This is a genomic window from Arthrobacter sp. NPDC057009 (assembly GCF_042673905.1).
In the GTDB taxonomy this organism is placed as follows: domain Bacteria; phylum Actinomycetota; class Actinomycetes; order Actinomycetales; family Micrococcaceae; genus Arthrobacter.
This window is the reverse complement of the sequence record NZ_JBHUSB010000001.1, coordinates 1-22244: the sequence shown is the minus strand read 5'-3', so window position 1 is coordinate 22244 and position 22244 is coordinate 1. Positions and strand designations below refer to the sequence as shown.

The window sequence follows — 22244 nt, the reverse complement described above, 5'->3', positions numbered from 1 at the left end:
CTAGACATCAGCCGCGCGGGCCCGGAGCGCCCGGGCCACGCCGTCGCGGTTTTCCAGCATCATCCGGCGCAGCGCTGCACTCTCCTCCGGCAGCGACGCCAGGAACTCGTCGGTACGGTCCACGATGGCCTGGCTCGTGAGCTGCGCAGGGTACAGCCCGACGACGATCTGCTGGGCCAGGGCAAATGTCCGTTCGGTGACGATGCCGGGCACGGCCTGGAAGTACTTCTCCGCGTACGGCTCCAGCAGCGCGGTGTCGAGGACCCGTGTGAAGCCGGCGACGGCGGAGGCCTGGGTGGCGTTGGAGAGCTCGCCCTTGACGACGATCGACTCCCAGGCCTCCGCCTTGGCCTCCGGTGTGGGGATGGCAGCCTTCGCCAGGGCGGCGGCGTTCTGGCCGCTGGAGGTGTTGTCCCGCTCCAGTTCCGCGTCGATGTCGGCCTGGCCGAGTCTGCCTCCGGCAACGAGCGAAGCCACGAGCTCCCAGCGGAGGTCCTGGTCCACCTCGAGCCCGGCCAGGGCGACCGAGCCGTCCAGCAGCCCGGCGACCCGGTCGAGCTGCTGTCCGCTGCGGGCCAGGAGCGCGAACGACTTGATGAACTGCAGCTGGGCGTCCGAGCCTCCCGGAACGTCCGAGGCGAGCTCCCAGAGGCGGTCGACGGCGGCCACGGTGGCGGCTTCACGGTGCTCCTCGGCCACGTAGAACGCGAGCGTGGTGGCCAGCTGCCGCAGCTGCACCAGGATCACCGAGGAATCAGACTCGGAGGCGATGTTGGCCAGGATCAGCTCGACGTAGCCGCGGGCGGGGCTCTCGCCGTCCCTGGCAGCGTCCCAGGCCGAGCCCCACACCAGGGTCCGCGGCAGGCTTTCGCGGAAATCCTTCAGGTGCCGGGTGGCGGTGGCCAGTGACAGCTCATCCAGGCGCACCTTTGCGTAGGCGAGGTCGTCGTCATTGAGCAGGATCAGGTCCGGCCGCTGGAGCCCGGCCAGCTCCGGCACCTCGGTGCGTTCGCCGTCGACGTCGAGTTCCTCACGGTGCACGCGCTCAAGCGTGCCCTCCGCGGTGAGGTCGTAGAACCCCACCGCCAGGCGGTGCGGGCGGATGGTGGGCTGCTCGGCCGCGGCGGACTGCAGGATGGCGAAGGACGAGATGGTGCCGTTCGCGTCCACTGCCAGCTCCGGCTTGAGCGAGTTCACCCCGGCCGTTTCCAGCCAGAGGCGGCCCCACTGGTCCAGGTCACGTCCGCTGGCCTTCTCCAGTTCAACCATCAGGTCACCGAGCTCGGTGTTCCGCCAGGAATGCTTGGCAAAGTATTCACGCACCCCCGCCATGAACTTGTCCGGCCCCACCCAGGCCACCAGCTGCCGCAGCACGGAGGCGCCCTTGGCATAGGTGATGCCGTCGAAGTTCACCTCGACGTCATGCAGGTCGTTGATCTCGGCGAAGATCGGGTGGGTGGTGGGCAGCTGGTCCTGCCGGTAGGCCCACGACTTTTCGACCGAGGCGAAGGTGGTCCAGGCGCTCTGGAACTTCGTGTTCTCCACCGCCGCCAGGTGCGACATGTATTCGGCGAAGGACTCGTTGAGCCAGAGGTCGTTCCACCAGCGCATCGTCACGAGGTCTCCGAACCACATGTGGGCCAGTTCGTGCAGCACGGTGATGGCACGGCGTTCCACCTGCGCCTCCGGGACCTTGCCGCGGAAGACGTAGCCCTCGAGGATGGTGACCGCGCCGGCGTTTTCCATGGCGCCGGCGTTGAACTCGGGCACAAACAGCTGGTCGTACTTCTCAAACGGGTACGGGCAGCCGAACTCGGCCTCGAAGAACTCGAACCCCTGCCGGGTGAGCTCAAAGATGTTGTCAGCGTCCAGGTACTGCATGAGGGACTTGCGGGCGAAGACGCCCAGCGGCACGACGCGGCCATCCGAACTGGTGACGTCGCTGCGCACCGACTGGTACGGTCCGGCGATCAGCGCGGTGACGTACGAGGACAGGCGCGGGGTGGGCGGAAAGTCCCAGACCGAGCGGGCGCTGCCGTCTTCCGCCGGGGAAGCCGGCACGGGCTCCGGCGTCGGGGAGTTGGAGACGACGTCCCAGTGCGAGGGCGCGGTGACGCGGAACCGGAAGGTGGCCTTGAGGTCGGGCTGTTCAAAGACGGCGAACATGCGGCGCGAATCCGGCACCTCGAACTGGGTGTACAGGTACACCTCGCCGTCCACGGGGTCCACGAAGCGGTGCAGGCCTTCGCCGGTGTTCATGTAGGGGGCGTCCGCCACCACGGTCAGCTCGTTCTCCGCGGCCAGGTCCGGCAGCTGGATCCGGATGCCGTCCGACACCTCGGCGGGGTCCAGGCCGCGGCCGTTCAGCGTCACGCTGTGGACAGCGTCCGTCACGGCGTCAATGAACGACGACGATCCCGGCGCCGCCGTGAACCTGACAGTGGTGGTGGAACCGAAGACCGTCTCGCCCCTGGTCAGGTCCAGGCTGACATCGTAGGAGTCGACGGCGATCAGGGCGGCGCGCTCGCGTGCTTCGGCGCGGGTCAGGTTCATGCCTGGCAAGGTGGGTGCCTCCAGAGGTTGTGGTGGCCGGACTGGCCCGGTCCGCCGGCTGCGCGCACGGTGTTCCCGCATGCGTTGCATCACTGTGAAGCCATTGTTTCATTCCGGCGTGCCTTGGCAAGTTGCGCAGCTCACGTCCCTGGCGGCACTCTTCAGCCGGCAGCCGCAGGGGTAGCGTTAAGGCATGGGAAAGATCCTCGATGCTGTGGACACCAAGGCGCTGCGGTTCGCGATCGGCTTCCCAGTGTTGCTCGCCGCGGGCTTCGCCGTCAGTGCCGTGCTGTTGCGCCCGGATCTGCCGGAACCCGTCGCGGTCATGTGGGACAGCGACGGCGGTACCGCCTTCGCGCCGTTCCCCGCCTTTGTGGGCGGCGGGGCGGCCCTGATAGTCATCATCGGCTGGCTGGCCCTGCTGCAGTCCGTGCCGCTTTCGCGGCCAACAGTGATGCGCCGGATCATGATGGGCGCAGGGCTGACGGTGAGCCTGTTTGTCACCACCGTGCTGGCCGCCGCCCTCGTGGGCCAGGCCGGGGTGGCCGATGCACGGGAATCCAGTGTCGACATGATTGTCCTCGCCATGGGCAGCGGTGCCGCGCTGTCGCTGGGCGTCATCATCGGATTCGTCTTCAAGGCGGACCACCAGTGGACACCGGAGGATGACCGCGCCCTGCAGCGGGCGCTGGAGCAGGAACTCGACCCCGAGCTGGCCAAGGACTCCGTGCGGTTCTGGGTGCATGCGCGCAGCTCCGTCTTCGTCATGATCGCCATCGCCAGCCTGTTTCCCGCTTCGCTGATCGCCATTGCCGTGCCGTGGCTGGGGGCCCTGCTGGTGGCCGCCGCACTGGTGGGTGCCGCGTTCCTTTTCGCCCGGGTTACCGCTGACCGCAGCGGCCTTCGCGTTTTCCTCGCCGGCATCCTGCGTGTGGTTGATGTCCCCGCCGCCGCCATTTCAGCAGCGGATCCCGCCGACGTCCGTGCCGCCGACTACGGCGGCTGGGGCTACCGCCATCACGACGGAACCGCAGCCGTCCTGGTCAGCAGCGGCCCCGCCGTCGTCGTCCGGAAGACCGACGGCCACCGGCTCGCCGTAAGCGGCAAAAACCCCGACTCCGCCGCCCTTCTCGCCGAGGTCCTGACCCGTGTGGCGGCGAGGGCGCGCCGCGACGGGCGCCCGCCGGAGAACCGTCCGCCCGCCGAGGGCGGGGCGGAGGCGTAACTGCCGCGTAACTGCGCGGCCCTCAACCGCCGCGGGAATCACACCGAGTACTCTTGGATCTGTTGATTTGACCTGTACCAGCCCGGCCGCGCCCCGGTGCTGACGACTGAACGGAAGCTACCGTGACAACAAACCCTGCCTTTCCGCGGGTCCACATCGCCACCGACCACGCCGGCATGGAGCTGAGCGCCCATCTGGTTAAGCACCTGACGGCGAACGGCTACGAGGTGGTCGATCACGGCCCCAAGGAATACGACGCGCTGGATGACTACCCGTCGTTCTGCATCAATGCGGCGCTCGCAGTGGTGGCTGACCAGGAAGCCGGCGTCCACGCGCTTGGTATCGTGCTGGGCGGATCCGGCAACGGTGAGCAGATCGCCGCCAACAAGGTCAAGGGTGTCCGCGCCGCCCTCGCCTGGAACCACGCCACCGCCACGCTGGCCCGCGAGCACAACGATGCCAACGTCGTGGCCGTCGGCGGGCGCCAGCACAGCGTCGAGGAAGCCACGGCGCTGATCGAAGCCTTCCTGCAGGAACCCTTCAGCAACGATGAGCGGCACGTGCGCCGCATTGGCAAGATCGCCACTTACGAAACCACCGGCGAGATCGTCGAATAGTGCCGGAAGGCCACTCGATCCACCGGCTTGCCCGCCAGTTCGGTGACGTCTTCGCCGGCGAGCGGCTGGCCGTCAGCAGCCCGCAGGGCCGCTTTGCCGCCGGCGCCGCCCTGCTGGACGGGCACAGCATGCTGCACGCGTCCGCGCACGGCAAGCACCTGTTCCTGCACTTCGAGCACGGGCTGGTGCTGCACGTCCACCTGGGGCTCTACGGCGCCTGGGATTTCGGCGGGGACAGCCAGTTCCGCGGCGCCTCCAGCATCGGCGCGCCGCGCAGGGTGGGGGAGCGGGAGGTTGCCGGCAGCACCGGTGATCCTGCTCCAGCCGGGTACGCCGGTCCGCCCGTGCCGGTGGGTGCGGTGCGGGTCAGGCTGGCCAGCGCCCACGGCTGGGCCGACCTCCGTGGCGCCACCACGTGCGCGGCCATCACCGAGGCCGAGGCGGCCGCGGTGCTGGGCAGGCTTGGCCCGGATCCGCTCCACAACTCCGGCAGCAGCAGGGATGGCTTCATCCGGCGCATCCTGACCAAGCGGACCCCGGTGGCCACGCTGCTGATGGACCAGAAGGTGATTGCCGGCGTCGGGAACGTCTACCGGGCCGAGGTGCTGTTCCGCGGCAGGATCGACCCCCTGCTTCCCGGCCGCGCGCTCACTGAGGACGCCGCCGGCCTCCTCTGGGACGACACGGCCGCGGTGATGTCCGACGGCGTCCGCGACGGGCGGATCATTACCACCACCGCCGGTTTCTGGACCCGGAGCGACCAGCTTCCGCCGGGGGAGGAGGCGCACTTTGTCTACCGCCGGCACGGCCAGCCGTGCCGGGTGTGCGGCACCGCGGTTGCCCTGTCCGAACACGCGGCCCGCAAGCTGTACTGGTGCCCGTCCTGCCAGCAGCCCTGACTTTTATGCCCGCGACGGCAGCCAACCAGCAGCCTTAACGAAAAGAGGCCCCTCATCGAGGGGCCTCTTTGGTTCTGGAGGGGACGACGGGAATCGAACCCGCGTAATCAGTTTGGAAGACTGAGGCTTTACCATTAAGCTACGTCCCCGAGGAAAGCGTTCCGGCGCTGGTCTTGTTCCGGCACTGGCCTTGGGGCTTTTCTTCGGCGGCTGTTCAAGCCGGATATAACTAAACCTAATTCATGCCCCCAGTGTCAAATGTGCAAACCCGGCAGGTATGAACGTAGACTGTCCTGTGCATTACGGGGTGTAGCTCAGCTTGGCTAGAGCGCCTGCTTTGGGAGCAGGAAGTCGCAGGTTCAAATCCTGTCACCCCGACTCTGCGGCCCGGGCCCCAGGCCTGGTCACAACAACGCGTTGCAGAGCCCATCCAACAAAACCAGGAGTACTTAGACCGTGAAGAGCGCTGTCGAGAACCTCACCCCCACGCGGGTCAAGCTCAATGTTGAGGTCCCCTTTGAGGAATTGAAGCCCAGCATCGACGAGGCATACAAGACTGTTGCTTCGCAGATCCAGGTTCCTGGCTTCCGTAAGGGCAAGGTTCCCGCCAAGCTGATCGACCAGCGCGTCGGCCGCGGCTACGTCCTGGAGACCGCCATCAACGAGGGCCTCAACGGCTGGTACCAGGCTGCTGTCCAGGAATCCGGTATCCGTCCCCTGAGCCGCCCCGAGGTTGAGATCACCGAGGTTCCGGATCCTTCCGCCACCGAGGGTGAGCTGAAGTTCCAGGCCGAGGTTGACGTCCGCCCCGAGATCGAACTGCCCGACTACTCCGGCATCAAGGTCGAGGTTGCCGCCGCCGAGTCCTCCGACGCCGACGTCGACAAGGCCCTGGACGAACTGCGTGGCCGCTTCGGCACGCTGAAGACCGTTGAGCGCCCCGCCGCTGACGGCGACTTCCTGACCATCGACATCACGGCCAGCATCGACGGCGCCGAGGTGGACTCCGCTTCCGGCCTGTCCTACCAGGTTGGCGCCGGCACCATGCTCGAGGGCATGGACGAGGCCGTGACCGGCCTCAGCGCTGACGAGGACGCCATCTTCGACACCACCCTCGTGGGCGGCGACCACGCCGGCGAAGCCGCGCAGGTCAAGGTTGTGGTCAAGTCCGTCAAGGAGCGCGAGCTGCCCGAGGCGAACGACGACTTCGCCCAGCTGGCTTCCGAGTTCGACACCCTCGCCGAACTGCGCGAGGACCTCGCCAAGCAGGCTGCCAGCTCCAAGGTCGTGGAGCAGGGCGTCGAAGCCCGCGACAAGGTCCTGGACAAGCTCGTTGAGCTGGTTGAGGTTCCGGTTCCGGAATCCGTCGTCGAAGAGCAGCTTGAGCAGCACTTCAAGGCCGAAAACTCCCACGGTGAAGGCGAGCACGACACCGAAGAGCACCGCGCCGAGGTCAAGGCCAACACCGAGCGCGCCTTCCAGAACGAGATCATCCTCGACGCCATCGCTGAGAAGGAAGAAGTGGGCGTCAGCCAGAACGAGCTGATCGACTACATCGTCACCACTGCCAGCCAGTACGGCATGGACCCGAACCAGTTCGCCCAGATCATCGACCAGAGCGGCCAGGTTCCCATGATGGTTTCCGAGGTCCGCCGCCGCAAGGCGCTGGCCGTCGTCCTGGGCCAGGCCGAGGTCACCGACTCCGAGGGCAACAAGGTCGACCTGACCGACTTCGTGCGCCCCGCCGGCGAAGAGGCCCCGGCCGTCGACGCCGAAGAAGTTACCGAAGCTGACGAGGCAGCCGGCGAGACCGTCGCGAACGACGATCCCGCGGCCGTGAAGTTCTAGCAGCTGTGAAGTTCTAGCAGCAGCGTGCAAGCAGTGTGCCAGCCCCCGGGTCCTCGGATCCGGGGGCTGGCGCGTTAACGGCATTGGGCAGCCGCTGCGGGCAATCGTGCGCCGTCAGCGAACAGTGCGATTCCGGCGAACAATTCCACTCCGAAAGCGGTTAGTGTCCAAGTAGTGAAGTTCAGTGATGTCGAACAGTAACGTCACCGTCACCAGCGAGAGGTAAGTACAAATGTCACAGCAAGCAGCGGCCCCCCGCATGGCAACCGTCGATCCTGCAGCCCAGGACAACTACATCTACAACCGCCTGCTGAAAGAGCGCATCATTTGGCTTGGCTCCGAGGTCCGCGACGAGAACGCGAACGCGATCTGCTCGCAGCTGCTGCTGCTGTCCGCCGAGGACCCCAACAAGGACATCTACCTCTACATCAATTCGCCCGGCGGCTCGGTGACGGCCGGCATGGCCATCTACGACACCATGCAGTTCATCCCCAACGACGTCGTGACCGTCGCCACCGGCCTGGCGGCCTCCATGGGACAGTTCCTGCTGTCCTCCGGCACCAAGGGCAAGCGGTACGCCACCCCGAATGCCCGCATCCTGATGCACCAGCCCTCAGGCGGCATCGGCGGAACGGCGTCTGACATCAAGATCCAGGCCGAGCTGATCCTCCACATGAAGAAGGTCATGGCTGAACTGACCGCGGACCAGACCGGCCAGACGGTGGAGACCATCCTCAAGGACAACGACCGCGACAAGTGGTTCACCGCCACCGAAGCGCTGGAATACGGCTTCTTCGATAAGATCTCCGCGCACGCAGGATCTGTCGCCGGCGGCGGCGGAACCCAGAACGCTTCATCCAACGGCCAGAGCTAACCGGCATCAAGACAGAATCCAGGAGCAATGAACATGAACTACAATTTCGGATCGTCTGCCGGTAACCTGCCGACAAGCCGCTACGTGCTGCCGCAGTTCGAGGAGCGGACACCTTACGGCTTCAAGCGCCAGGACCCCTACACCAAGCTCTTTGAGGACCGCATCATCTTCCTCGGGGTGCAGGTGGACGACGCCTCTGCCGACGACATCATGGCGCAGCTGCTGGTGCTGGAGTCCACGGACCCGGACCGCGACATCACCATCTACATCAACTCGCCAGGCGGCTCCTTCACCGCCATGACCGCGATCTACGACACCATGCAGTACATCCGCCCCGAGATCCAGACCGTGTGCCTGGGCCAGGCGGCAAGTGCCGCCGCCGTGCTGCTGGCCGCGGGCACGCCGGGCAAGCGCCTCGCCCTGCCCAACGCCCGTGTCCTGATCCACCAGCCGGCGCTGTCCGGCGGCCAGGGCGGACAGGCGTCCGACCTCGAGATCCAGGCGGCCGAGGTCATGCGCATGCGTACCTGGCTGGAAGAGACCCTGGCCAAGCACTCCGGCCGCACGCCGGAACAGGTCAACAACGACATCGAGCGGGACAAGATCCTCACCGCTGCCGAGGCACAGAGCTACGGCCTGATCGACCAGGTCCTCGATTCCCGCAAGATCAAGCCGCAGGCGCTCGTCAGGTAACGACAGGTACCTGCCGGGTAAACAGCAGTAACGGACGCCGGTGCGGTTGAGATTTTTGAACCGCACCGGCGCCGGGTTTCCACCCCTCGGGCCGAATGTGACCTAGAGTGGATGTAGTCATTGCCGGTTTCCGGCGGTGACTGTCAGCGACCGGTGCAAAGCTGCCCTTGCGGCAAGATTCTAAGGGGTTCACATATGGCTCGGATTGGCGAGAGCGCGGATCTGCTAAAGTGCTCTTTCTGCGGCAAGAGCCAGAAGCAGGTGCGCAAGCTCATTGCCGGGCCCGGCGTCTACATCTGCGACGAGTGTATTGAGCTCTGCAACGAGATCATCGAGGAAGAACTCGCAGAAGTCGCCGACCTGGGCAGCTTCGAACTGCCCAAGCCCCGCGAGATCTTTGACTTCCTGCAGGAATATGTCATCGGCCAGGAACCGGCCAAGCGTTCCCTGGCCGTCGCGGTTTACAACCACTACAAGCGGATCCAGGCCGGCCACTCACCCAAGAGCGGCACGCTCGCCGACGGCGTCCACCATGACGACGTGGAAATCGCCAAATCCAACATTCTCCTGATTGGCCCCACGGGCTGCGGCAAGACCTACCTTGCGCAAACCCTGGCGCGCCGGCTGAACGTCCCGTTTGCCGTTGCCGATGCCACAGCACTGACCGAAGCCGGCTACGTGGGCGAAGACGTGGAGAACATCCTCCTCAAGCTCATCCAGGCCGCCGACTACGACGTCAAGAAGGCCGAACAGGGCATCATCTACATTGACGAGATCGACAAAATCTCGCGCAAGAGCGAAAACCCCTCGATCACCCGCGACGTTTCGGGCGAGGGCGTGCAGCAGGCGCTGCTGAAGATCCTTGAGGGAACCGTTGCCTCGGTTCCCCCGCAGGGCGGCCGCAAGCACCCGCACCAGGAATTCATCCAGATCGACACCACCAACGTCCTCTTCATCGTTGCCGGTGCGTTCGCCGGCCTTGAGGACATCATCGGCTCCCGGTCCGGACGCAAGGGCATCGGTTTCGGTGCACCGCTGAACGAGGTCAAGAACACCGACTCCTACGGCGAAGTGATGCCGGAAGACCTGCTGAAGTTCGGCCTGATTCCGGAGTTCATCGGCCGCCTGCCGGTCATCACCACGGTATCCAACCTTGACCGTCCCGCCCTGATCCAGATCCTGTCCACGCCCAAGAACGCCCTGGTCAAGCAGTACCAAAAGATGTTCCAGCTGGACGGCGTGGAGCTGGTGTTCGACGACGCCGCCCTGGACATGATTGCCGACCAGGCACTGGAGCGGGGCACCGGAGCACGCGGCCTGCGCGCCATCATGGAGGAAGTCCTCCTGCCGGTCATGTTCGACCTGCCCAGCAGGGACGACATCGCCAGCGTGGTCATCACCGCAGACGTGGTGGCCAAGAAGGCACAGCCCACCATGATCACGCACGACGTCGTGGCGAAGCGCCGCAACAAGTCCGCGTAGCGGAAATAAACATCCGCCCGGCTGGAATAAATTCACCCGGCCCGTCGCTGTCCCTTAAGCGTGCCGACCGGGTATTGCCATGCGGCACGCCACACCCCAATGACTTCCTTGAGGAGATTCGCTGTGTCTGAGAACGCCGCCAACAAGGCCGACTTCTGGTTCGACCCCCTTTGCCCGTTCGCCTGGATCACCTCCCGCTGGATCGGTGAAGTGGAAGAGGTCCGCGACATCAAGACGGAATGGCACGTGATGAGCCTGTCCGTGCTGAACGAAGGCCGCGACCTCGACCCCAAGTACCGGGAAGCCATGGACAAGGCGTGGGGGCCGGTGCGGGTCATCATCGCCGCGCAGGAGCAGCACGGCGACCACGTGGTCAAGCCGCTGTATGACGCCATGGGATCGCAGATCCACGACGGCGGCCAGCAGGACTTCTCGATCGTCATCAGCAAGGCCCTGGCCGAGGTCGGCCTCCCCGCCGAGCTGGCAGCCGTCGCCGACTCCGACGAGTACGACCAGCAGCTGCGCGCCAGCCACGAAAAGGGCATCTCGCTGGTGGGCCAGGATGTTGGAACCCCCGTGGTCGCCTTCAACGGCACCGCCTTCTTCGGACCCGTCCTCACCCGCATCCCGCGGGGCGAGGAAGCCGGGAAGATCTGGGACGCAGCGGTGACCCTCGCTGCCTACCCGCACTTCTTCGAGATCAAGCGCAGCCGCACCGAAAGCCCTGCCTTCGACTGAGCCGGCGCCCGCCGTCGGGCCATGTTAGAGCCCCGGCAGAACTACACCAGAGTAGTTCTGCCGGGGCTCTTGCGCATTCGGATCAGGAGGACGAGGATAGTTCTTACCCACTTCGAAAGAAGCGGGACGCAAGAACCAAAGATTCAGTGACATGCTTCCAACGCAGCCTTTGGCAAAGTTAGAAGCAGGCTACCAGTGACAAGGTAGGAAGACCCGAAATTCTAAGGATCTTGCCAGACTGTCAAAGATGTCACCAGACAGCCGAAAAGTCGAAGCCCCACCAACGGCAAAACGCTGATGGGGCTTCCCCTTTGCCCAAAAACATCCGGGCTGCCCGGACTTGGTCCGGGCTTATTTTTCTGTCAGGCCTGCGCCGGCTCCTCGGCCGGGGCCAGCTCCACATCGCTGACCGTGAGCTCGCCCTCGCCCGTGTTGAGCGAGATCTCCTGCGCGTTGGCCGCAGCCTTCAGATCCCCGAGTCCTGCCTGGAGCTGCGCCACAAGCGCCTCCGAGGCCGTGATCGTTGCCGACAGCACCTCGGTGCGCTGCTTGACCTTGGCCTCGGACTTGGCCTTCCGGATGCCGCTGAGCGCAAGGCCAACGGTGCCCAGCATGGCGGTGTCGCCGTCGGCGATCTCCAGCGGAGCGGGCCACGCGGCGCGGTGCACGGAACCGGCCCGCCACCAGCTCCACACCTCTTCGGTGGCGAAGGGCAGGAACGGCGCGAAGAGGCGCAGCAGCGAGTCCAGCGTTGTAGCCAGGGCCGCCAGCACGGAAGCCTGCTCGGTCTCGCCGGCGGCACCGTAGGCGCGGTCCTTGATCAGCTCGACATAATCGTCCGTGAACTGCCAGAAGAACGATTCGCTGATCTGCAGTGCACGGGCGTAGTCGTAGTTGTCGAACGCCTTCGTGGCCTGGGCCACGACGTCGGACAGCTGGGCCAGCAGGGCACGGTCCAGGGGGTTCGTCAGGACGGACAGGTCCGTGGAGACCACCGAGTTCTCCGTGGCGCCCAGGTTCAGGACGAATTTCGAGGCATTCAGAAGCTTGATGGCCAGGCGCCGGCCGATCTTCATCTGCGCGATCTCGTAGGCCGTGTCCGCGCCTAGGCGTGCCGAGGCAGCCCAATACCGGACAGCGTCGGAGCCGTATTCGTTCAGGACATCCGTCGGCACCACCACGTTGCCCTTGGACTTGGACATCTTCTTGCGGTCCGGATCCAGGATCCAGCCGGAGATTGCCGCGTGCTTCCACGGCGCGACGCCCTGCAGGGCGTCGGCGCGGACGACGGAGGAGAACAGCCAGGTCCGGATGATGTCGTGGCCCTGGGGACGCAGGTCGAACGGGAAGACCTTGCCGAACAGGTCCTCGTCCCGGCTCCAGCCGCCCACGATCTGCGGGGTCAGGGATGACGTGGCCCAGGTGTCCAGCACGTCGGCGTCGCCGGTGAAGCCGTTGGGCTGCTCGCGCTGGGATTCGTCGTACCCGGGAGCGGCGTCCGCTGCCGGGTCAACGGGCAGCTGCTCGTCGGACGGCAGGATGGGGGAGTCGTAGTCGGGGTTGCCCTGGGCGTCCAGCGGGTACCAGACGGGGATCGGGACTCCGAAGAACCGCTGGCGGGAAACCAGCCAGTCACCGTTCAGGCCCGCAATCCAGTTCTCGTACCGGGAGCGCATGAAGGACGGGTGGAAATCGATCTCGTGGCCTCGGCCAATCAGGCGTTCGCGGCGGTCCTCGTCGCGGCCGCCGTTGCGGATGTACCACTGGCGGGAGGTGACCACCTCGAGGGGCTTGTCGCCCTTTTCGAAGAAGTTCACCGGGTGGGTGATCTTCTTGGGCTCGCCGTCGAGCAGGTCTGCCTGCGTGAGCAGCTCCACCACGGCCTCCTTGGCGGAGAAGACCGTCTTGCCGGCGATGGCGGCGTAGGCCTCACGGCCGGCCTCTGTGGTGATCCAGTCCGGGGTGTCGGCGAGGATGCGGCCGTCGCGGCCCACGATCGCGCGGGTCGGGAGCTGCAGTTCGCGCCACCAGGTCACGTCGGTCAGGTCACCGAAGGTGCAGACCATGGCGATGCCGGAGCCCTTGTCTGCCTTGGCCAGCGGGTGTGCCTTGACCTCCAGCTCGACGTCGAACAGTGGGGACTTCACAGTCTTGCCGAACAGCGGCTGGTACCGTTCGTCGTCGGGGTTTGCCACCAGCGCGGCGCAGGCCGCCAGCAGTTCCGGACGGGTCGTCTCGATGAAGATCTTCTCGCCGTCGGCCGTGAAGAACGGGTAGCGGTAGTAGGCGCCCGGCACTTCGCGGTCCTCGAGCTCTGCCTGGGCCACGGCGGTGCGGAACGTGACGTCCCACAGCGTGGGGGCCTCGGCCATGTAGGCATCACCGGCAGCCAGGTTGGCGAGGAACGCGCGCTGGGAGACCGCGCGGGACGTGTCATCGATGGTGCGGTAAGTGAGGTTCCAGTCCACGGACAGGCCAAGGGTCTGGAACAGGTTCTCGAAGACCTTTTCGTCCTCGACCGCGAGCTCCTCGCAGAGTTCGATGAAGTTCTGGCGGGAGACGACGTCGAAGTCCCGCTGGTTCTTCGCCGGCTGTGCCGGCGGCTGGTAATCCGGGTTGTACGGGATGGCGGGATCGCAGCGGACACCGTAGTAGTTCTGGACGCGGCGCTCGGTGGGCAGGCCGTTGTCGTCCCAGCCCATGGGGTAAAAGACGTTCTTGCCGGTCATGCGCATGTAGCGGGCCTGCACGTCCGTCTGCGTGAAGGAGAACATGTGGCCCACGTGGAGGGAACCCGAAGCGGTGGGCGGGGGAGTGTCGATCGAGTAGACCTGCTCCCGGGCGGTGTTGGGGTCGAACCGGTAGGTTCCTTCCTCGAGCCAGCGCTGCGTAAGGGCAGCCTCCAGGCCTTCCAGGGCCGGCTTGTCGGGAACGTTGATGGGGGTGGTGGCGGGCGTGTCTGTACCCTGCGTTGATTCAGCCATGGCCCAATTGTTTCATGCCGGACATTTGTTTCCTGCCCATGCTGCCCGCCGGCAGCCGGGAGTAGCATGCCGCCTATGACCAAAGCAGACGCTTCCTTTGCGATCAAACGCATTTATGAGGAACCCGCGGACGACGACGGCTGCCGGGTTTTGGTGGACAGGCTCTGGCCGCGCGGGGTCAGCAAGGACCGGGCCCGCCTGGAGCTGTGGCTGAAGGACATTGCCCCCTCGCCGCCGCTGCGGCAGGAATTCGCCCACATGCAGGAGAGGTTCGAGGACTTCCGGGCCCGGTACGAGGACGAACTGGCCGGCAACCCTGCCGTCGGTCAGCTCCTGGAGTTGGCGGCGAAGCACGGGAAGGTGACGCTGCTGTACGCGGCCCGGGATCCGGAGGTGAACCACGCCAGGGTGCTGCTGGAGTTCCTGGCAGCCCGTTAGGGTGGTGCCATGACTGACGTTTCCGCAAGTTCTGACGTGTCCACCAACAAAGCAGCCCTGGTTACAGGCGCCAGTTCCGGCATTGGCGAGGCCACCGTGCGCGCGCTCCGCGCCGACGGTTGGACCGTCTACGCCGTCGCCCGCCGCCAGGAACGGCTGGATGCGCTGGCCGCCGAGACCGGTGCCGTCGCCCTGGCCGCGGATATCGCCGAGGACGGCGCTGTGGCACGCCTGCTGGCCGAAGTGACGTCCGCCGGCGGGATCGACACGCTGGTCAACATCGCCGGCGGTGCCCGCGGGGCTGACCGCGTGGGCCAGGCCGTGACCGAAGACTGGGAGTGGATGTACCGCGTCAACGTCCTGGGCACCATGAAGGTCACGCGCGCCTTCCTGCCGATGCTGCGGGAGAACGGCGAAGGCACCGTCCTGAACCTCACCTCCACGGCCGGGCTCGATGCGTACGAGGGCGGGGGCGGCTACAACGCCGCCAAGTTCGCCCAGCACGCCCTGACCGGGGCGCTGCGGCTGGAAGAAGCCGAGCACAATGTCCGGGTCATCGAGATCGCGCCCGGCCTGGTCCAGACCGAGGAGTTTGCCCTTAACCGGCTCGGTGATGCCCAGGCGGCCAGCAAGGTGTACCAGGGCGTGGAGAAGCCGCTGACCGCCGAGGATGTGGCCGAGGTGGTGCGTTATGCCGTGAGCGCCCCGCACCACGTCAACCTCGACCAGATCGTGATCCGCCCGGTGGCGCAGGCGTCGACCTTCAAGCTGATCCGCAAGCAGGCCTGATCCGGCGAAGCGCCGGCAGGCTAGCCCCCGGCCGGGATGTGCAGCGTGGCCAGGACGGCCGCGTGGTCCGTCCCGGTGACGCGGTGCACGGCATAGCCCGACGCCGGAATGTGCGGACTGGTGACCAGATGGTCGATGGTGACGCCGGGCAGCGCCTGGCCGTCCATCGGCCAAGTGGGCGTGAACCGCGTCCCGGACGCCATGCCGACATCCACCAGCTTGCGGCTGCCCGGGCCGCCGTCGAGCAGACGGCGGAACTCCGAGTGGTCATAGGTGGCGTTGAAGTCCCCGAGCAGGAGCTGGCTGCCCCTGGCCTCCGCTCCGTTGCGCGCGGCGATCCGGCCCAGCGCCGCCAGGTCGCTGCGCCACTGCCCGACGCGGTCATGTACCGGCGGGAACGCATGCACGTTCGTGACCTCAAGAGTGGCGGCCGTTCCGGGACCGGCTTCGGAGAGTGTCAACCGGAGGGTCGGCATCCGGAAAGGGGTATCGGGAACCAACCCGATGGCTTCGAGGGGATGTTTGGAGTAGGTTGCGCTGCCCGAGGCCTTCTTCCCCGGATTGCTGATCCTGTGGGGCAGGAGCTTCCCCAGTCCCTCCGCAGCCAGCCTGTCCTCCAGCGCCTGTGTGTGCTCCTGGACGGCCAGCAGACCAACACGGTTTTCCCGGACCAACCTGACGATTTCCGCAGCATCGGCCCTGCCGAAGAGGGAGTTGATGCTCATCACCGTCAGCTGCGCCGCACTGCCGGGCCGGGAGGCCGCGGTGCCCGCCCGTCCCGCCTCCGCTTGTCCGGTATCCGATGGTCTGGTGTCCGCCCGGCCGGCGTCCGGCGCCCAGAGCCAGAAAAGCTGCGCGCCCAGGAGCAGGCCGGCAGCCGCCGTCACCACGGGCCGCCGGCCGGGCAGGGCCAGTGCCAGCGCGGCCGGAATCACCAGCCAGGGAGTGAAGGACAGCAGCTGCACCACCGTTGTAGGCCACTCTGCCGGGACGGCGCGGAACACCGAAAGCGCCGCCACCGGCAGCAGGATGCACAGCGCCAAAACCCGCGCCCAAGCAGTCATGGATCGAGTGTAGGCCCACGGTGCTGCGGTTATGGCCGCCGCGGCCACAACAGTTAGACTGGACGCAACAGCTTTGACCCGGCCATCACCGGCGAGCTTCCGGAAGAACACCCGGCCCGCGGTGCGGACACCGTTCGCGGGGGACCAGGCAAGTAGAACCGGACGGGTAAGCCCGTCACAGCAGCAATGAGCGGCCGGCGCCGGTGCAGCCCTTTCCTGGAAAGGTGCGGTTCGGTGCCGGTAAGTGAGGTGGTACCGCGGTGCCGGTGCAGTCGTTCTGACTGCCACGTGCCGTCCTCGCATCCTGAATGATCCACTTGTTCACCAGCTCAACCCAGGATGTCGAGATGACGTATTACCCCAAGGCCTCAGCAGCCCCGTCGGGCTCCTCCGCAGGAGTTTCCGCCTCCGTGAAGTTTCCGGAGATCGAAGAGCGGATCCTCAAGTACTGGGACGAGGACGGCACCTTCCAGGCAAGCATCGACCAGCGCAGCGCCGACCTTCCCGGCGGTGCCCCCGGCAGCAACGAATTCGTCTTCTATGACGGCCCGCCCTTCGCCAACGGCCTGCCGCACTACGGCCACCTGCTGACCGGCTACGCCAAGGACCTGGTGGGCCGCTACCAGACCCAGCGCGGCAAGCGGGTCGAGCGCCGCTTCGGCTGGGACACCCACGGCCTGCCCGCCGAGCTGGAAGCCATGAAGCAGCTGGGCATGACGGACAAGACCCAGATCGAGGCCATGGGCATCGACAAGTTCAACGACGCCTGCCGCGCCTCGGTGATGAAGTACGCCAACGAATGGCAGGCCTACGTCACCCGCCAGGCCCGCTGGGTGGACTTCGACAACGACTACAAGACGCTCAACGTCGAGTACATGGAGTCCGTGCTCTGGGCCTTCAAGCAGCTGCACGAGAAGGGCCTGACCTACAACGGCTACCGCGTGCTGCCGTACTGCTGGAAGGACGAGACTCCGCTGTCCAACCACGAGCTGCGCATGGACGACGACGTCTACAAGAACCGCCAGGACCAGACTGTCACGGTGACCTTCCCGATCAAGGCGGGGGAATCCGTACTCTCCCGGCAGCTGGGCGGCGTCCAGGCGCTCGCCTGGACCACCACGCCCTGGACGCTGCCCACCAACCTGGCGCTCGCCGTCGGGCCTGCCATCAGTTACGCCGTGCTGCCCGCCGGACCGAACGGGATCAAGGCCGCCTCGGCAGAGGCGCCGGTCAGCGGGAGCTTCCTGCTGGCCGAGGACCTGCTGGGCACCTACGCCAAGGACCTGGGGTACGACGATGCAGCGGCTGCGGCCGCCGCCGTAACCTCCACCCACACCGGCGCCGAGCTTGAAGGAATCACCTACGAGCCGCTGTGGCACGACTTCGCAGACACCGAAAAGTACGGCACCGAGAACGCCTGGCGCTTCCTGGTGGCGGACTACGTCACCACCACCGACGGCACCGGCATCGTCCACCAGGCCCCGGCCTACGGTGAGGACGACCAGAAGGTCTGTGAGGAAGCCGGCATCCCCGTGGTCCTCTCAGTGGACGAGGGCGCCAAGTTCCTGCACCTGTTCGCCCACGGCGACCTGCACGACATCGTGGGGCTGCAGGTGTTCGAGGCCAACAAGCCCATCACCCAGGTGCTCCGTGCCCAGGGCCGCCTGGTCCGCCAGGCCAGCTACGAGCACAGCTACCCGCACTGCTGGCGCTGCCGCAACCCGCTGATCTACCGCGCCGTCTCGTCCTGGTACGTGGAGGTCACCAAGTTCCGCGACCGGATGTCCGAGCTGAACCAGGAAATCAACTGGATCCCCGGCAACGTCAAGGACGGCCAGTTCGGCAAGTGGCTCGCCAACGCCCGCGACTGGTCCATCAGCCGCAACAGGTACTGGGGCAGCCCCATCCCGGTGTGGCAGTCCAGCGACCCCGAGTACCCGCGCACCGACGTGTACGGTTCGCTCGCCGAGATCGAGGCCGACTTCGGCCGGCTGCCGCTGAACAAGGACGGGCAGGTTGACCTGCACCGGCCGTTCATCGACGAGCTGACCCGGCCCAACCCGGACGACCCCCGCACGCCCGAAGAGGGCCAGTCCGTCATGCGCCGCGTGGAGGACGTGCTGGACGTCTGGTTCGACTCCGGCTCCATGCCGTACGGCCAAGTGCACTACCCGTTCGAGAACGAGGCCTGGTTCGACACCCACAACCCGGCCGACTTCATCGTGGAGTACATCGGACAGACCCGCGGCTGGTTCTACATGCTGCACATCCTGTCCACGGCGCTGTTTGACCGCCCGGCCTTCCGGAACGTCATCAGCCACGGCATCGTGCTCGGCTCCGACGGGCAGAAGATGTCCAAGAGCCTGCGGAACTACCCGGACGTTTCCGAGGTCCTGGACCGCGACGGTTCCGACGCCATGCGCTGGTTCCTCATGTCCAGCCCGATCCTGCGCGGCGGCAACCTCGTGGTCACCGAACAGGGCATCCGCGACGGCGTCCGCCAGGTGATCCTGCCGCTGTGGAACGTGTACAGCTTCTTCACGCTGTACACCAACGCCGCTGCCGGCGGATCCGGCTACGACGCCCAGCTCCGGTACGACGGCTACACGGACACGCTGGACCAGTACCTGCTGGCCAACACCGGCGACCTCGTCCGCAACATGACCGCCCAGCTGGACACCTACGACATCTCCGGCGCCTGCGATGAGCTCCGCAGCTACCTGGACATGCTCACCAACTGGTACGTCCGCCGCAGCCGGCAGCGCTTCTTCGACGAGAACGCCGACGCCTTCGACGCCCTGTACACCGCCCTGGAGGCCGTGTGCCGCGTGGCCGCCCCGCTGCTGCCGCTGGTGTCCGAGGAGATCTGGCGCGGCCTCACCGGCGGCCGCTCCGTGCACCTGGCCGACTGGCCGGACCCGGAGCTGTTCCCGTCCAACGCCGCCCTGGTGGAGGCCATGGACCGGGTCCAGCAGATCTGCTCCACCGGTTCCTCGCTGCGCAAGGCCGCCAACCTGCGCGTGCGCCTGCCGCTGCAGGAGCTCACCGTCGTCGCACCCGGTGCAGATGCGCTGGAAGGCTTTGCCGCCGTCGTCGCCGACGAACTGAACCTGCGCTCGGTCCGCCTGCTGGACGCCGCAACCGCCTCCCCGGAGGAATTCGGCATCGAACAGAAGCTCGTGGTCAACGCCCGCGCCGCCGGTCCGCGCCTGGGCAAGAACGTGCAGCTGGCCATCAAGGGCTCCAAGTCCGGTGACTGGTCTGTTTCCGACGCCGGCGTGGTCACCGCCGGCGGCCTTGAGCTGGAGCCGCAGGAATACACGCTGGAGACGGTGGTGGCAGAGTCCGACGCCGGTTCGGCCTCCGTTGCGGTGCTTCCGGGCGGCGGCTTCGTGGTCCTGAACACCGAGGTGACCCCGGAACTCGAGGCCGAAGGCCTGGCCCGGGACATGGTCCGGGCCATCCAGCAGGCACGCAAGGATGCCGCGCTCAACGTGAGCGACAGGATCCGGACCACAGTCAGCGCCGCGCAGAACGTCATCGACGCCCTGCTGGCCAACTCCGAGCTGGTCAAGACCGAAACGCTGACGCTGGAACTGGATGCCGTGCCCGCCGACGCCGCGGAACCGCGCATCACCGTCGAAAAAGTGGGGGCCTGAAACATGACCGACGAATTCTCCGTGGAGAGCGTCTACGCCGAGCTGCTGGGCCGGGCGCCGGAAAACAAGATGGAGCCCCGGCTTGCGCCGCTGTTCCGCGCCATGGATGTGCTGGGGGAGCCGAACAAGGCCTTCCCGATCATCCACATCACCGGCACCAACGGCAAGACCTCAACGGCCCGGATGATCGAGGCCGGCCTGCGGGCCCATGGCCTCAGCACCGGGCGCTACACCAGCCCGCATCTGTCCAAGGTGACGGAGCGGATCAGCCTGGACGGCGCGCCCGTGCCCGATGAGACGTTCGTGCGCATCTGGGACGAGATTCGCCCCTACCTGCAGATCGTGGACGACGAGCTCACCGCCGAGGGCCAGCCCCGGCTGACGTACTTCGAGTGCCTGACCATCCTGGCCTTCGCCGTGTTCGCCGACCAGCCGGTCAACGTGGCGATCATGGAGGTGGGGCTCGGCGGCATCACCGACGCCACCAACGTCGGCGACGGCCAGGTGTCTGTGGTGACACCCATCTCCCTCGACCACACCGACCTGCTCGGCGACACTACCGAGGACATCGCCTACGAGAAAGCCGGCATCATCAAGCCCGGCGGCTTCCTCGTCAGCGCGGCCCAGCCGCTGGACGCCGCGCAGGTCCTGCTGGAGAAGGCCAAGGAGGTGCAGGTCCCGTTCCGCTTTGAGGGGGTGGAGTTCGGCGTCGAATCCCGGCAGGTCGCCGTCGGTGGACAGGTGGTGACCGTGCAGGGCATCGCCGGCCGCTACCCGGACCTCATGGTCCCGCTGCACGGCGCCCACCAGGCCGAGAACGCCGCCGTGGCCGTGGCGGCACTGGAAGCGTTCCTGGGCGGCGGCGAGAAGAAGTTGTCCCTGGAGGTCCTGCAGGAGGCCTTCGCCAATGTCTCGTCCCCCGGGCGCCTCGAGGTGGTGCGGACGGCACCGACGATCATCGTGGACGCCGCGCACAACCCGGACGGCATCCGTGCCTCCGCCGAGGCGATCCAGGAGGCCTTCAGCTTCAGCAAACTGGTGACCGTGGTGGGCGTGCTCAAGGAAAAGGACGCCGAGGAAATCCTGCGCCAGCTCAAGGAGTCGCTGGGGGACCTCGCGGAGGAATTCTGCTTCACCCAGTCCAACTCCCCGCGGGCCGTGCCGGCAGCGGAACTGGCGGAGCTCGCCGTCGACCTCGGCTTTGGCGAGGAAAACGTGCACATCGCCGAGAAGCTGGACGATGCGCTGGAGTGGGCCGTGGAGCGCGCCGAAGCCAACGACGACCTCGCCGGCGGCGTGCTGGTGACCGGTTCCATCACGCTGGTGGCGGACGCCCGCATCCTGCTTGGCAAGGCGGCCACCTGATGGCCCGGCTTACCAAGGCCCAGCGCGAATGGCGCCCGGGCATGCCCAAGAAGCGGCGCTCCACCAAGGTCATGTTCGCCTCGACGGTGCTGCTGCTGGAAGCGTTCGTGGTTTTCTTCGCAACGCTTGCCGTGTTCGGCCTGCGGCGCGCGGAGATCCCCCCGGCGCTGATCCTCTCCGTGGGCATCGGGCTGAGCGTTGTCCTGATCCTGGCCTGCGCCGTGCTGTCCAAGCCGTGGGGCGTGGCGCTGGGCTGGATCCTGCAGCTGGTGCTCATCCTCCTTGGTTTCGTGGAGCCCATGATGTTCCTGGTCGGGGCACTCTTCGCCCTGTCCTGGTGGTACGGCATCCGGACCGGCATTCGGATCGACCGCGAATCAGCCCAGCGGGAGCGCGAGCAGGCTGAATGGGAGGCCGCGCACCCGGCGTCAGCCGGAAATGAAGGCGCCGGTAACGAAGGCGCTGGCACTGAAGGCACTGGCCAGACCCCGTAGACTTACCGGTAAACCCGCAACCAACCTCATTGGAGCAACTGTGAGCATTGAGCGCACCCTTGTCCTGATCAAGCCGGACGGCGTCACCCGCAACCTGACCGGCGAAATCCTCAAGAGGATCGAAGCCAAGGGCTACACCCTGGCTGAACTCAAGAAGACCAACGCCAGCCGTGAACTGCTCGAGCAGCACTACGAGGAGCACGTAGGCAAGTCCTTCTATGAGCCCCTCGTGGAGTTCATGCTGAGCGGCCCCGTGGTCGCGGCGATCTTCGAAGGCCACCGCGTCATCGAGGGCTTCCGCTCGCTGGCCGGCACCACCGACCCCACGACGGCGGCCCCCGGCACCATCCGCGGCGACTTCGGCCGCGACTGGGGCCTGAAGGTCCAGCAGAACCTCGTCCACGGCTCCGACTCCGTGGACTCGGCCGAGCGCGAGATCAAGATCTGGTTCCAGGCTTAATCTCTCCGCCCGGTTAAGCGCGAACGTACAGTTGTGGCCCCTGACTCCGAAGAGTCAGGGGC

Annotated in this window: 17 protein-coding genes and 2 tRNA genes; 15 read left to right on the top strand and 4 right to left on the bottom strand. The window is 66.4% G+C overall.

Features of this window, described 5'->3' with window-relative positions; all coding sequences use genetic code 11:
• The gene (gene pepN / locus ACFTR6_RS00095) at positions 1–2553 is read right to left on the bottom strand and encodes an aminopeptidase N (protein WP_377956485.1); all 2553 of its coding nucleotides are present in this window, start codon (positions 2551–2553) and stop codon (positions 1–3) included.
• Positions 2554–2746: 193 nt separating this feature from the next.
• Between pepN and ACFTR6_RS00090 the strand changes: the two genes are divergently transcribed.
• The 3 genes from ACFTR6_RS00090 (at position 2747) to ACFTR6_RS00080 (ending at position 5294) form a co-directional block, all read left to right on the top strand.
• A complete protein-coding gene (locus tag ACFTR6_RS00090; RefSeq protein ID WP_377956484.1) occupies positions 2747–3778 on the top strand; it encodes a hypothetical protein in 1032 nt (343 codons plus the stop codon).
• Positions 3779–3900: 122 nt separating this feature from the next.
• A complete protein-coding gene (locus tag ACFTR6_RS00085; protein WP_076802514.1) occupies positions 3901–4395 on the top strand; it encodes a ribose-5-phosphate isomerase in 495 nt (164 codons plus the stop codon).
• Positions 4395–5294: an Fpg/Nei family DNA glycosylase gene (locus tag ACFTR6_RS00080; RefSeq protein WP_377956483.1), complete on the top strand. Its 900-nt coding sequence runs from the start codon at positions 4395–4397 to the stop codon at positions 5292–5294. The genes ACFTR6_RS00085 and ACFTR6_RS00080 overlap by 1 nt, the downstream gene beginning before the upstream one ends.
• 75 nt (positions 5295–5369) lie before the next feature.
• Here the strand turns inward: ACFTR6_RS00080 and ACFTR6_RS00075 are convergent.
• Positions 5370–5443 (bottom strand) — tRNA-Gly (locus ACFTR6_RS00075).
• Between the two features lie 154 nt (positions 5444–5597).
• On the opposite strand from ACFTR6_RS00075, the gene ACFTR6_RS00070 reads away from it, so the two are divergent.
• From ACFTR6_RS00070 to ACFTR6_RS00045, 6 genes are all read left to right on the top strand, one after another.
• Positions 5598–5672 (top strand) — tRNA-Pro (locus ACFTR6_RS00070).
• Between the two features lie 78 nt (positions 5673–5750).
• Positions 5751–7142: a trigger factor gene (gene tig, locus ACFTR6_RS00065; RefSeq protein WP_076802521.1), complete on the top strand. Its 1392-nt coding sequence runs from the start codon at positions 5751–5753 to the stop codon at positions 7140–7142.
• A 259-nt stretch (positions 7143–7401) separates the two neighbouring features.
• Positions 7402–8016, top strand: a complete 615-nt coding sequence (locus ACFTR6_RS00060) for an ATP-dependent Clp protease proteolytic subunit (protein ID WP_003803391.1) — start codon at positions 7402–7404, stop codon at positions 8014–8016.
• A gap of 33 nt (positions 8017–8049) precedes the next feature.
• Positions 8050–8709, top strand: coding sequence for an ATP-dependent Clp protease proteolytic subunit (locus ACFTR6_RS00055; RefSeq protein ID WP_076803851.1), 660 nt, complete (start codon positions 8050–8052; stop codon positions 8707–8709).
• A 195-nt stretch (positions 8710–8904) separates the two neighbouring features.
• Positions 8905–10191 carry an ATP-dependent Clp protease ATP-binding subunit ClpX gene (clpX, locus tag ACFTR6_RS00050; protein WP_076802524.1) on the top strand — a complete coding sequence of 429 codons (1287 nt, stop codon included), beginning with the start codon at positions 8905–8907 and terminating at the stop codon, positions 10189–10191.
• Positions 10192–10314: 123 nt separating this feature from the next.
• The gene (locus tag ACFTR6_RS00045) at positions 10315–10929 is read left to right on the top strand and encodes a DsbA family protein (protein ID WP_377956482.1); all 615 of its coding nucleotides are present in this window, start codon (positions 10315–10317) and stop codon (positions 10927–10929) included.
• Between the two features lie 362 nt (positions 10930–11291).
• Here ACFTR6_RS00045 and valS read toward each other — a convergent pair whose 3' ends face one another.
• Positions 11292–13913 carry a valine--tRNA ligase gene (gene valS, locus ACFTR6_RS00040; RefSeq protein ID WP_377956481.1) on the bottom strand — a complete coding sequence of 874 codons (2622 nt, stop codon included), beginning with the start codon at positions 13911–13913 and terminating at the stop codon, positions 11292–11294.
• Positions 13914–13988: 75 nt separating this feature from the next.
• On the opposite strand from valS, the gene ACFTR6_RS00035 reads away from it, so the two are divergent.
• Positions 13989–14351, top strand: coding sequence for a DUF488 domain-containing protein (locus tag ACFTR6_RS00035; RefSeq protein ID WP_377956480.1), 363 nt, complete (start codon positions 13989–13991; stop codon positions 14349–14351).
• 9 nt (positions 14352–14360) lie between these two features.
• The gene (locus ACFTR6_RS00030) at positions 14361–15140 is read left to right on the top strand and encodes an SDR family oxidoreductase (protein WP_377956478.1); all 780 of its coding nucleotides are present in this window, start codon (positions 14361–14363) and stop codon (positions 15138–15140) included.
• A gap of 20 nt (positions 15141–15160) precedes the next feature.
• Here ACFTR6_RS00030 and ACFTR6_RS00025 read toward each other — a convergent pair whose 3' ends face one another.
• The gene (locus ACFTR6_RS00025) at positions 15161–16204 is read right to left on the bottom strand and encodes an endonuclease/exonuclease/phosphatase family protein (RefSeq protein WP_377956477.1); all 1044 of its coding nucleotides are present in this window, start codon (positions 16202–16204) and stop codon (positions 15161–15163) included.
• Between the two features lie 347 nt (positions 16205–16551).
• On the opposite strand from ACFTR6_RS00025, the gene ileS reads away from it, so the two are divergent.
• Genes ileS through ndk form a run of 4 tightly spaced genes read left to right on the top strand, consistent with a single transcriptional unit; the run spans position 16552 to position 22182 of the window.
• Positions 16552–19863 (top strand): isoleucine--tRNA ligase, encoded by a 3312-nt coding sequence (ileS, locus tag ACFTR6_RS00020; RefSeq protein ID WP_377956476.1) that lies wholly within the window; start codon positions 16552–16554, stop codon positions 19861–19863.
• Positions 19864–19866: 3 nt separating this feature from the next.
• Positions 19867–21228, top strand: a complete 1362-nt coding sequence (locus tag ACFTR6_RS00015; RefSeq protein ID WP_377956475.1) for a bifunctional folylpolyglutamate synthase/dihydrofolate synthase — start codon at positions 19867–19869, stop codon at positions 21226–21228.
• Positions 21228–21722, top strand: coding sequence for a DUF4233 domain-containing protein (locus ACFTR6_RS00010; protein WP_377956474.1), 495 nt, complete (start codon positions 21228–21230; stop codon positions 21720–21722). The genes ACFTR6_RS00015 and ACFTR6_RS00010 overlap by 1 nt, the downstream gene beginning before the upstream one ends.
• Before the next feature lie 40 nt (positions 21723–21762).
• Positions 21763–22182: a nucleoside-diphosphate kinase gene (gene ndk / locus ACFTR6_RS00005; RefSeq protein ID WP_076802543.1), complete on the top strand. Its 420-nt coding sequence runs from the start codon at positions 21763–21765 to the stop codon at positions 22180–22182.
• Positions 22183–22244 lie beyond the last annotated feature (62 nt).